Source organism: Vibrio sp. Vb0937, from assembly GCF_033338855.1.
Map to the genome: position 1 here is coordinate 80923 of NZ_JAWOTK010000014.1, position 11016 is coordinate 91938.

Consider the following 11016-nt stretch of genomic DNA (forward strand, 5'->3'; position numbering starts at 1 on the left):
AAGGAATTGAGGCATTATGGCTTACAGTACTTTTAACCAAAAAAAGAATGACCAATTGAAGGAACCAATGTTCCTAGGTCAATCAGTAAACGTTGCACGTTACGACCAACAAAAGTTTGAGATTTTCGAAAAACTTATCGAGAAACAACTTTCTTTCTTCTGGCGTCCAGAAGAAGTAGACGTATCTAGCGACCGTATCGATTACAACAAACTGCCAGATCACGAGAAGCACATCTTCATCTCTAACTTGAAGTACCAAACGCTTCTTGACTCTATTCAAGGTCGTAGCCCTAACGTGGCACTGCTGCCGCTTGTGTCTCTGCCAGAACTAGAGACTTGGATTGAGACTTGGTCTTTCTCTGAAACGATTCACTCTCGTTCTTACACACACATTATTCGTAACATCGTGAACGACCCTGCTGTAGTGTTTGATGATATCGTTGAGAACGAGCACATTCTGAAGCGTGCAAAAGACATCGCGCACTACTACGACGATTTGATTCAAGCGACGAATGATTACCATCGCTACGGTGAAGGTGAGCATGTCCTTAACGGTGAAACGGTTAAGGTTAGTCTGTACGATCTTAAGAAGAAGCTGTACATCTGTCTGATGTCTGTTAACGCATTAGAAGCTATTCGTTTTTACGTAAGTTTCGCATGTTCTTTCGCTTTCGCAGAACGCGAACTAATGGAAGGTAACGCGAAAATCATCAAGCTGATCGCTCGTGACGAAGCACTTCACTTAAACGGCACGCAGCACATGATCAACCTGCTACGTAACGGTCAAGATGACTTCACTTTCATGCAAATCGCAGAAGAGGCAAAACAGGACTGTTTTGACCTATTCAAAGAAGCGGCTGAGCAAGAAAAAGAGTGGGCAGAGTATCTATTCAAAGATGGCTCTATGATCGGTCTAAACAAAGACATCCTAAGCCAATACGTTGAATACATCACAAATATTCGTATGCAAGCGGTAGGTCTACCAGCAGCGTATCCAGAAGCAACAACCAACCCAATTCCATGGATTAACGCTTGGTTGTCTTCAGATAACGTTCAAGTTGCGCCTCAAGAAGCAGAAATCTCTTCTTACCTTGTGGGTCAAATTGACAATGAAGTTCGCGCAGATGACTTCGAAGGATTCGAGCTGTAATGGCAACACTCAAAATCAACAAACTGATCAGCATTGAATCCAACCCTTCCAATACGATTTTGGAAACAATGGAGCAAGCTGGCCTATTACCAGAATACAACTGCCGTGATGGGCACTGCGGCGCCTGTCGCTGCAAATTGGAGTCTGGTGAAGTGGAGTATGTTGGTTTTGCCATGGCTTACACACAAAGTGATGAAATATTACCTTGTATCTGTAAAGCAAAATCAGATTTGTCACTTAGCGGCGTTAACTACGCGATGAAAGAAAAGCAGCGCGCATAACGTTGACTCGACGGTATAAAATGCAAAAGCCAAGGTAATCACCTTGGCTTTTTTGTCTCTGTGTATTGTCTCTCAGACTACTGTATAGAGCTTTGGTTATAAAGCACTGCTCGGGAGGTGCATCTCTTTAACTTTCTCTAAAAATGCATAATGCGCAAACATCGGTTTACGTTCTAGGTAGCGACGCAACAAGTCTAGTGCTGCCGTGCTGATCACTTTAACTTGATCACTGCGCTGATACTTTTTCGAGAGTTTATATAACGCTCCCCACTCGCCTGACGGTGTCGATAAAGCGACGGAAAAAACGCCCTCTTCAATATGGCCAGTGACGAGTGATAAATCCGTCCCACACTTCTCTCGCGTAGCACCAGCCAGAGCAAACGTTTCTGCTAATGGATCTCCGCTGTTGGCCATCGCTTGAGTCAGGCTCGGTAGTATCCAACCATGCCCTAGTTGTTTTTCAGCGTTTTCATCACCGTTTAGCCAGTACGTTAAGTATCCTCCGCTACTTTTTTCGGAGGTCGACACTGTTAGTCCTTTATCGACCAACAACTGGCCGACATTTTCAACCATAGGTAAATCAATACTAACGGTATTACTCTCAAGGTGTTTATTAATTATCTGTACTAGTTTCAAACGCTGTTCAATCTGATCTGAAGGACCAAAAAGTTTCACTTCAATAAAAGGCAAGTAAGAGCGATACCCTAGCTCATAGTCTTGAGGAAGTTTTAGCTGATCTAGCTTATCTGAAATACCGGATTCAGATAGACCAAACGTGTAGATTCGACTACAACATGAACCTTGAACATCGGGAAACACTCTTCTCAGATCGGGAAGAATTTGCGTCTCTGCCATGAGCTTAAATTCACTTGGTACACCCGGTGTGAAATAAAAAATGGCATCATTAATCAGCATTTTGAAACCGCAAGCAGTGCCTATCGGGTTGTCCAATATCTCTGCCGTTTCTGGCAGCATTGCTTGCTTTAAATTACTGTCCGGCATAGGGATGCCACGTCGAGCATACAAACTTTCTAGATGCTGCAACCACTCTTTGAATAGCACCAGTTTACAATCGGCGGCTCTCGCGGCGGCGGCAGCACTCATGTCATCCGTTGTAGGGCCTAAACCACCATTAACAATAACCACATCGTTGTTAAAGCTGAGCATTAAAAACTCTTCAACCAAACTCGATAGGCTATCACCAACCGTTGAGCGCTTTGTTAAGCCAAATCCATGTTGATAAAACAGGCTAGACAACCATGCCGCATTAGTATCAACAATATCACCGTGGAGGACTTCCTCACCAGTACTAAGCATTGCTATTTTCACAACTGACTCCTGAACGTAAGCACAATCCTATTTTCGTTATAGCGCTTATTTTTCTTTTTATTTGGACAAATCTCGCCGAGGTTTGTTGGGACTAAATAAGGGTCAAGTGTTTAAATGATTGATGTTTTGAGGGATAATTACGAGCCCGAACATACACCATTAACTCGGAGACCTTTGTGTCAAAATCATCCATGTTCAAGACGACTCTAACAGGCCTTTGCTTGGCTTCGTCAGCGCTTGCACACGCAAGTCGCTATGACCTAAACCGTCATACAGAGTTTTCTTACACACCTGATTGCTTGTCAGGTTACTGCGAAACGACGACTCTGTACACCTTCGAGACTCAAAATCGCGGTGTTATGTATGAACAGAATAATGATGATTCGCTAAACCTTGACGCAGGGCTTCAGCCTAAACATCTCATCATCCCTCAAGATAAAGACTGGGATTATCTGATGGGTCAAACCTACACCATTCTAGGTCTCAGTATCGCGACCGTAGGCATGATGACTTTTCTTCCAGAAAGTATCACCAAATGGGACGAAGAAGACCGAGACATGAGTAAGTTGGGGCAAAAGTGGAAAGATAATGTCTCTGACGGCCCCGTTTGGGATCGCGATGAACATGTCCTCAACTACATCATGCACCCATATTTTGGCGGCGTTTACTACACGGCAGCACGTCACGCTGGCTATAATGAATTTCAGTCGTTTTTGTACTCCGCAACTATGTCGACGTTCTTTTGGGAGTATGGCGTGGAGGCGTTCGCAGAAGTACCATCTTGGCAGGATATTTTTATCACACCATTCTTTGGTGCTGTTGTTGGTGAAATGATGTTAACGGCTGAGCAAGACATTATTGCAAACGGCGGCGAAGTTATGGGTTCTGAAACCGCAGGTGATGTTTCGCTCTTCTTCTTAAACCCTGTTGGACATATTCATTATTGGGTAACTGATGCATGGGGCGGTAGTGCAGAACTACAATTCAATTCATCACCTTGGTTTGGAAACCAAGATGTTGCAAAATTCGCCATGGACGCAGGCGCAAACTACGACAGTCAATTTTATGGTATCGAGTTAAAAGTAACCTTCTAATCCTAAGTTGATACTCGGTAAAAAGCAGCCTTACGATGGCTGTTTTTTTGTGCTCTGAACATTGTTTTAATTATTTGCATCACGAATTAGTGTTAAAAATTGACTTTCATCAAACATTACCCGCCCTTAGCACCTACACTAAATAAAAGGATTTATTCCAATAACTTAAGTAGCACGTTTATTCGTACTGCGTCCAAACCTTGATTCCAGGAGGGGACATTATGAACACCGTATTTATTGTTAATTTTGTCGGACAAGCGTCACCCGCCACGATTAAAGAGCTCGCTGCAATCACACACGAAAACGGCGGGAAATGGCTGATCAGCAAAGTAAACTTTATCGAAGACCAAGTTGCAGGTGTCATCAAAGTAGAGCTTCCAAGAGAAAATGCCGACATCGTTAAACAGGCGTTCTCTTCTTGTCAGACTCTTGTTGTTAGGTTCGTCGACTCTGAGCCTCACTCATATCGTGAAGACACTATCTTCCAACTTCGTTTAGATGCCAACGATAGAGCGGGTATTGTGAATGAAATTACTCACGTTCTCGATAATCAAGGTATCTCAATTTTAGATATGGATTGTCAGCGTGTATTCATTGCTGGAGGCGGAGGGGTAAGCTCTAGCTTATTCAGCGCTAAAATGGCGATAAAACTACCTAGCGAGCTAGAAATTGAAGACATAGCCAATGAGTTAGAATCTCTGAGTGAAGACACTCGTGTAATTGTAGAAAGCTAACTGCATACCTTTAACGCTTCCCCAATAAAAAGAGCAGCAATTCAGCTGCTCTTTGTCGTTCTAATACTCAATACGTTTTATTTCACTGACCACTGAGACAGTGAACGTTTGAAATCAGAGTAGTCAAATTCATTCAGTTTTTGAATGTCACCATTCGAGCGTTCACAGTAAACCGACGGCATACGTAGACCGTTAAACCAGTTCAGTTTCACCATGGTGTAACCGGCACTATCTAGAATATGCAGACGCTGTCCTATCTCTAGAGGCTGTTCGAAGTTCGCTACGCAGAACTGGTCACCAGCCAAACAAGAACACGAGCCGATCACATACTCATGTTCACCATTTTCAGATGCTTCAAGAATTGACGCTGGCTCATTGTAGATCAACGTATCTAAGCGGTGAGCTTCTGTGGCTGAATCGACAATCGCCGTCTTCTTTACGTTCTCTACAATATCAACCACTGTTACAACGAGATCAGTTGTCTTAGTAATTATCGCTTCACCCGGCTCTAAATACATTTGTACGCCGTGTTTCTCTGAGAACGCTTTAAGTGCTAACCCCAACTTCTCGATATCGTACCCCGGCCATGTGAAGAACACGCCGCCGCCCATGCTTACCCAGTCCAGCTTATCTAGGTACTCGCCAAACTGAGCTGAAATAGCATCGAGTAAGCCGATAAACGCATCTACGTCTTTGTTCTCACAGTTCATGTGGAACATTACGCCATCAATACCATCAAAAATTTCCGGTTTGATGTGATCAGCCTGAACACCAAGACGAGAGAATTGACGCGCTGGGTTTGCTAAGTCTTGCCCTGCATAGCTCACACCTGGGTTCAGGCGCAAGCCAATCGATGCTTTGCCTTCGACAATATGACGATAAGCCGCTAGCTGTGACTGAGAGTTAAAGATCATCTTGTCACAGATGTCCGCCACATCGCGAACGTCATCTTCGCTGTAACCCACACTGTATGCGTGTGTCTCACCACCGAACGTTTCGTAGCCAAGCTTCACTTCAAACGGGCCAGAACTTGTTGTTCCGTCTAGGTAAGGCTTGATGATGTCGAATACACCCCATGTTGAGAAGCACTTCAGTGCTAATACAAGCTTCACACCAGAGATGTCTTTTAGCTGTTTTGCTTTCTCTAGGTTCTCAATCAGCTTGTCTTCATTGATCATGAAGTATGGCGTTTTTAGTTCGTTTTGTTGCATTTTGATACCTTACGTCCCTTCGCCTTAGCAAAGACACTATAAAATCGAACAAAGCCGACGCAAGTGCATCGGCTTAAACGTACAAATAAGAGTCGCTAAATTCTTACTTCAATTTATGGATAACAGGTTGTCCTGGCTCCAGTTCTTGAACATGCCAATCTAGACCAATAGATGGCATGGTTTCTAGGAATGGGTCTGGATCTAGCTGCTCCATGTTGAACACGCCTTTGTCTGCCCACTTGCCACGGAAGAACTGCAAAGCCGCAGTGATCGCTGGTACGCCAGTGGTATATGAGATAGCTTGGTGTTCAACATCTTCGTATGCGACTTCGTGATCAGCGTTGTTGTAAATAAATACACTGCGCTCTTTACCATCTTTCTTACCTTGAACCCAAGTACCGATACACGTTAGGCCAGTGTAGCCTGGCGCGAGTGATGTTGGATCTGGTAGTAGTGCTTTTAGCACGTGCAAAGGTTGAACAACCGTACCGTCATGAAGCGTTAGTGGATCTGGGCTGAGTAGACCGATGTCGCGCATCACATTGAAGTAGTTTAGGTAACGGTCACCAAAGCCCATCCAGAATTCGATGCGTTTCGCAGGGATGAACTCTTGCATAGATCGAACTTCGTCGTGCGCCATTGAGTACACTTTGTGTGAACCACAATTCGGGAATTCAAACTCAAGCATACGTGAGTGACAAGGTACTTGTTTCCACTCGCCGTTTTCCCAGTAGAACGAATCGCCTTGAATCTCAAGCATGTTCGTTTCTGGATCAAAGTTAGTTGCGAACTTCTTACCGTGGTCGCCTGCGTTTACATCCATTACGTCGATAGTATCGATTTCATCGAACAGATGTTTCACTGCGTATGCGGCAAACACCGATACTACGCCCGGATCGAAACCAGCACCAAGAATACCTGTAATGCCCGCTTCTTCAAACTTCTCACGGTAACCCCACTGCCAATCGTAAGCTTGAGGTACTTGTTGGCCTTCAGAGCACAAATCAACCGCAACAGATGTATCAAGGTATGACACTTTAGCTTGGTAACATGCTTCCATAATAGACATGTTCACCCAAGGAGGACCTGCGTTGATCACTAAGTCAGGTTGTACTTCTTTAATTAAAGCAACTAAAGAATCTACGTCGTCCGCGTTTACCGCTCGCGCTTCTAATTTCTTAGTTGAATCTTTCAGATTGTTTTTCTTCTGAATCGATTCGATGATTTTCTCACACTTACCTACGGTACGTGATGCGATTGTGATATCACCCAGAACGTCGTTGTTTTGTGCTGCTTTATGTGCAACTACCCAGCCAACGCCGCCTGCACCAATCTGTAGAATTGCCATAGTTTTCCGTTACCTTTGTTAAACTAGCTCTGCCGCTAGCGTATTGATTTTTGAGAGCAAAGATTCAAAGTCCGCCGTCGTCAGACACGGGTTCAAAATCGTAAATTTCAATGCAGTTTTATCGTCGACAATGGTTTCACCCAATACCGCGATACCGCGTGTTAACGCTTCTAAGCGCAACGTTTTGTTCAGTTCATCAAGATCCGCTGATTCATGTGTCGCGCGGAACAGAACCGTAGATAGTGATGGTTCAGCCAACAACTCAAAGTGTTTGTTATCTCGAATCATGCCCGCCACTTCAAGCGTCTGTTCAAGCAAATGATCATACATATCGCCTAGGGCTTTTGGCCCTACGCTTTGCATCGTCATAAACACTTTGAGCGCATCAAAACGCTTAGTTGTCGCAATAGACTTATCCACCAAGTTCGGTAGTTCGTCGTGTTCGCGGTTCAAATAGTCTGCATGGTGAAGCAGGAATTTAAAGTTAGACTTGTCATTTACCAATAGCGCACCACAACTGATGGTTTGGTAAAACAGCTTATGGAAGTCTACGCTGATGGAATGTGCACGCTCACAACCTTTCAGACGCGCTTTTTGGCTACTTAGAATCAGAGCTCCACCGTATGCACCGTCGACGTGCATCCACATGTCATGTCTCGCTGCCATATCGGCGATAAAGTCTAAGTCATCAATAGCACCGTGGTCCGTTGTACCCGCTGTACCAACAATGGCAAATGGGATCAAACCTTCTGCTTTGGCCTGATTGAGAACTTCGTCTAATTTAGTGACATCCATCGTTCCATCGGCATTAGCATCGACAGTCATGACCGCTTTTTCACCCAACCCCATCCAAGACGCTGATTTTTGAACCGTGAAGTGGGATTTTTTCGAACATACAATACGTAGCTTGTCTGCGTATTCAGGAAGGCCAAGCTTTTGAATTGAGTGTGCACTGAGTTTGTCAGCAATCCAATCTCGCGCAAGCATCAAACCCATTTGGTTACTTTGCGTGCCGCCGCTCGTGAAGATACCGTCCGCTTTTTCACCTAACTCATATTTATCGCATAGCCAGTTCACAACTTTCTGTTCAACATAAGTCGCTGATGAAGCTTGATCCCATGAGTCCATCGACTGGTTCAAAGCCGCAATCATTGCCTCTGCCGCAATCGCTGGCATCAACGGTGGAGTATGTAGGTGAGCAATACAATCTGGATGTTGAGTAAAAATTGCGTTTTTCGCGACCAGCTCAGCAGCATCGTCGATAACGGTTTTAAGAGGCGCATTTCCATTATCAAGATCAACGTCGCGAATCGCTGCTTCCAATGCTTTTGGATCCATACCTGAATACGGTGCAGTCACTTGTTCAAACACTGACTTCATTGCCGTAGTAGTGTGATTCATCACCGAAGCAAATTCATTGCTGCCCATCTCTCCAGTGTGGATGAAATGCTTCTTCCATTCATCTTGTGGCTGAGTTTCGATGTGACTACCGCCAGCGGCTAAAATCGCGTCTTCAAATACACGTAAAGCAAAGTCGATTTGCTCAAACGAGATGATAAGAGGAGGAAGGAAACGAATTACTGCGCCTTCGCGTCCACCTTTCTCAACGATCAAGCCACGCTCGAGTGCTGCGCGTTGAATAGAAAGTGTGAGTTCACTATCCGCTTGAGGTTCACCAAATTTATTGAGCTCACCGTCTGGATTTTTAATCTCCACGCCTAGCATCAAACCTTTGCCACGAACCTCTGCGATACAGTTCACACGCTTTTGAATACTTTCAAGGCCGTAGCGCAAGTACTGACCCGCAATATTGGCATGCTCAACAAGATTATCACGCTGGATAATTTCTAATGCTTTCGCACCAGAGACCATAGCTAGCTGGTTACCACGAAATGTACCTGTGTGCTCGCCCGGCTTCCATGTATCATGTTGCTTGTTGATAACCAATAGCGACATTGGTAAGCCACCACCAATTGCTTTTGATAAACACAGAATATCTGGAACAATGCCCGACTCTTCGAACGCGAAATTGTAGCCAGTTTTACCAACACCACACTGGATCTCATCGAAGATCAGTAAGATACCGTGTTCATCACAAATACGACGTAACTCTCGTAGCCAGAATGCTGGCGCAGGAACAACACCACCCTCACCTTGCACTGGCTCCACGATAATCGCGGCAGGCTTCATAATGCCTGACTCATCATCGTTTAAAAGACGATCGATATAGCGAATACTTGCTTTCGCACCTTCATCACCGCCAAGCCCAAAAGGACAACGCAGGTTGTATGGGAAAGGCATAAAGTGCACATCCGACATCAAACCAGTTCGACGAACTTTCGTGCCTAAGTTACCCATCATCCCCATCGTACCATTAGTCATACCATGGTATGCGCCACGGAAGGCAAACATAGTGTTGCGACCGGTAGTCTGTTTCGCGAGCTTGATAGCAGCTTCAACCGCATCAGCTCCAGACGGGCCACAAAATTGGATAACGCTGTTCTCGCTTAACTCTTGAGGAAGAAAAGACTTAACGGATTGAATAAACGTCGTTTTTGCTGATGTTGCAATATCTAGCGTCTGATATGGCAGTCCTGAATCTAATTGTTCTTTCAGCGCTTGGTTTATTTCAGGATGGTTATACCCCAAAGCTAGAGTGCCTGCCCCCGCAAGGCAGTCTAGAAAGATCTGTCCACGCGTATCTTCAACCAAGCACCCAAAGGCTTGTTTAATTGCGATCGGCAAACGACGTGGATAAGAACGTACTTCAGATTCATGCTCAGCCTGATCAATCAATACTTGATCTGGCGTTAAGTCATACGTTCCCTCAACGATAGGAACCTGAGACGAAAAAATGTTTGCGATATTGCTATCGACTTCAAAGGCAGTGCTCATACTACATAATCCCTTGAATTATAATAATTCTGTATCCTGTATTAATAATCATTAGAATGAAATTACAGGAGGTGTGAATACCCCTCCGCATTTGTCAGTGCATAAATGACAAATACAGATCATCCGCCACGATACTCGCGGCTTTATATGTAAAAGGGATTAATCAAGGTTCTGTAATGCACCCGTTTTGTAAAACAGGACATTTCGGCAGTATGAAGCTGATTAGTGTGTGTTTATTCAAAGGTTTCAATGTTGGGTTTCCCATTAATATGCCGCGTTTACAGCATTAGTATCCCGTCTATCGACAAAAGGCTTTGCCGATACCTACCCTACGCAGTGTCACAATCAGCTTGAATGGTCACTACGCGTATCCCCCAGAGATCAAACGTTGTTAATTACGCTCCGAGATTGCGCGCGAATTTATCACAAAATAAAATCTTCTGGCAACGATTTTTCATATTAGTAACAGTGATGTAAATCACAACAAAACATACCCCATTGCAACTCACATGTTCATATTCATGAGCTATGCTTTTCTGCTTCTCTCAAATAGCTGTTATTTAAACAAATATTCTTGAGATATCATCACCTCATCTAACAGAGGTTTAAGGTTGTGCTGCTTAATCGTAAAACATTCCTTTCTATATCCGGAACATTTAAAAAGATAGCATTCTCGTCACAGCTTTGCCTGGATCAAGAGTAGTTATTCTCCACAAGTGATGGTTTAAACATAGACTAGTAGGAATGGCTAAGATGCTTTGCAATGGCAGAATGAACAATCACTTGAGTCAATGAGACAAAGGGTTCGTTACTTAACGAAGCCTGTGACAGAAAAGAAGTTTGAGATTTTCAAAAAATACGAAAAAGGCCTAACATTTTCATGTTAGGCCTTAAATCTGGAGCGACACACGAGGTTCGAACTCGTGACCTCAACCTTGGCAAGGTTGCGCTCTACCAACTGAGCTAGTGTCGCA

8 protein-coding genes and 1 tRNA gene are annotated in these 11016 nt (G+C 44.2%); 4 read left to right on the forward strand and 5 right to left on the reverse strand.

The features are described from left to right. Nucleotides 1-16 precede the first annotated feature (16 nt). Both nrdB and yfaE read left to right on the forward strand, forming a co-directional pair. Nucleotides 17-1150, forward strand: coding sequence for a class Ia ribonucleoside-diphosphate reductase subunit beta (nrdB, locus tag R7P67_RS16550; protein ID WP_005376818.1), 1134 nt, complete (start codon nucleotides 17-19; stop codon nucleotides 1148-1150). After that, entirely contained in the window at nucleotides 1150-1431 is a 282-nt protein-coding gene (yfaE, locus tag R7P67_RS16555; RefSeq protein WP_005376817.1) for a class I ribonucleotide reductase maintenance protein YfaE, read from the forward strand. The genes nrdB and yfaE overlap by 1 nt, the downstream gene beginning before the upstream one ends. Nucleotides 1432-1527: 96 nt before the next feature. Here yfaE and R7P67_RS16560 read toward each other — a convergent pair whose 3' ends face one another. Continuing rightward, complete coding sequence (locus tag R7P67_RS16560) at nucleotides 1528-2760, reverse strand: CinA family nicotinamide mononucleotide deamidase-related protein (protein ID WP_017820471.1); 1233 nt, start codon at nucleotides 2758-2760, stop codon at nucleotides 1528-1530. A gap of 191 nt (nucleotides 2761-2951) precedes the next feature. On the opposite strand from R7P67_RS16560, the gene R7P67_RS16565 reads away from it, so the two are divergent. After that, nucleotides 2952-3854 (forward strand): DUF3943 domain-containing protein, encoded by a 903-nt coding sequence (locus R7P67_RS16565; protein ID WP_262653475.1) that lies wholly within the window; start codon nucleotides 2952-2954, stop codon nucleotides 3852-3854. 221 nt (nucleotides 3855-4075) lie between these two features. Next, nucleotides 4076-4588 carry a glycine cleavage system protein R gene (locus tag R7P67_RS16570; protein WP_005376814.1) on the forward strand — a complete coding sequence of 171 codons (513 nt, stop codon included), beginning with the start codon at nucleotides 4076-4078 and terminating at the stop codon, nucleotides 4586-4588. A 77-nt stretch (nucleotides 4589-4665) separates the two neighbouring features. Here R7P67_RS16570 and nspC read toward each other — a convergent pair whose 3' ends face one another. From nspC to R7P67_RS16590, 4 genes are all read right to left on the reverse strand, one after another. After that, nucleotides 4666-5799: a carboxynorspermidine decarboxylase gene (gene nspC, locus R7P67_RS16575; RefSeq protein ID WP_005386789.1), complete on the reverse strand. Its 1134-nt coding sequence runs from the start codon at nucleotides 5797-5799 to the stop codon at nucleotides 4666-4668. Nucleotides 5800-5902: 103 nt separating this feature from the next. Continuing rightward, complete coding sequence (locus tag R7P67_RS16580) at nucleotides 5903-7147, reverse strand: carboxynorspermidine synthase (RefSeq protein ID WP_012841628.1); 1245 nt, start codon at nucleotides 7145-7147, stop codon at nucleotides 5903-5905. Nucleotides 7148-7165: 18 nt separating this feature from the next. After that, on the reverse strand, nucleotides 7166-10042 hold the full coding sequence (locus R7P67_RS16585) for a pyridoxal phosphate-dependent class III aminotransferase (protein WP_262653450.1): 2877 nt from the start codon (nucleotides 10040-10042) through the stop codon (nucleotides 7166-7168). An 897-nt stretch (nucleotides 10043-10939) separates the two neighbouring features. Continuing rightward, nucleotides 10940-11015 (reverse strand) — tRNA-Gly (locus R7P67_RS16590). Between the last annotated feature and the right edge of the window lies 1 nt (nucleotide 11016).

Bases quoted from the DNA above. Each gene is read 5' to 3' on its own strand.
- R7P67_RS16570 (WP_005376814.1), top strand. From the start codon at position 4,076: ATGAACACCGTATTTATTGTTAATTTTGTCGGACAAGCGTCACCCGCC.
- R7P67_RS16565 (WP_262653475.1), top strand. From the start codon at position 2,952: ATGTTCAAGACGACTCTAACAGGCCTTTGCTTGGCTTCGTCAGCGCTT.
- nspC (WP_005386789.1), bottom strand. From the start codon at position 5,799: ATGCAACAAAACGAACTAAAAACGCCATACTTCATGATCAATGAAGAC.
- yfaE (WP_005376817.1), top strand. From the start codon at position 1,150: ATGGCAACACTCAAAATCAACAAACTGATCAGCATTGAATCCAACCCT.
- R7P67_RS16580 (WP_012841628.1), bottom strand. From the start codon at position 7,147: ATGGCAATTCTACAGATTGGTGCAGGCGGCGTTGGCTGGGTAGTTGCA.
- nrdB (WP_005376818.1), top strand. From the start codon at position 17: ATGGCTTACAGTACTTTTAACCAAAAAAAGAATGACCAATTGAAGGAA.
- R7P67_RS16585 (WP_262653450.1), bottom strand. From the start codon at position 10,042: ATGAGCACTGCCTTTGAAGTCGATAGCAATATCGCAAACATTTTTTCG.